Source organism: Citrobacter sp. Cpo221 (assembly GCF_030332345.1).
Taxonomy (GTDB): domain Bacteria; phylum Pseudomonadota; class Gammaproteobacteria; order Enterobacterales; family Enterobacteriaceae; genus Citrobacter; species Citrobacter portucalensis.
The window spans coordinates 1-414 of the sequence record NZ_JAOWIA010000016.1; the positions used below are offsets into that span (position 1 = coordinate 1).

Sequence of the window (414 nt, forward strand, 5' to 3'; positions counted from 1 at the left end):
GCGGAAATTGCGGCCGATGGTTCCGTACCGGCTGAGAATTTTATATGGCACGCCGTGACGCGTGCCGTAGGGAATGTGAAAAATCAGGGCTCCGAACTAATACAGCCAATGTGATTACATCACCGGGCAATCATCAAATTCCGCGTTCCTGGCATCATTAATGATGTACGTGATCACCCCGAATATAGCGGGCGCAGAACTGTAACCGTCATCATCTGCTGGCAGCGCTTCCCTTCTCCCGCTCTCCAGATTAATCAGGTGCGGATGAGGGTGGGTTCGATATCGCTTGATCCTGAATTCCCCATCGATTGCGCATATCAGCAGCGAGCCATCACAGGCAGTAAGTGACGCATCCACAACAAGCAACGCTCCCTGGATTATCCCTTCCCTGAAATGTGAACGCGATGCCCGCAT

The 414-nt window shown here is 52.4% G+C and carries 1 protein-coding gene and 1 pseudogene; one reads left to right on the forward strand and one right to left on the reverse strand.

Annotated elements, in window-relative coordinates; translation table 11 throughout:
• Positions 1-114: pseudogene (locus OGY72_RS00760) on the forward strand (SOS response-associated peptidase); the annotation flags it as partial.
• Here OGY72_RS00760 and OGY72_RS00765 read toward each other — a convergent pair.
• Positions 115-414, reverse strand: a 300-nt coding sequence (locus OGY72_RS00765; protein ID WP_286546113.1) for a HumD family translesion DNA polymerase, incomplete at its 5' end; no start/stop codon positions are given.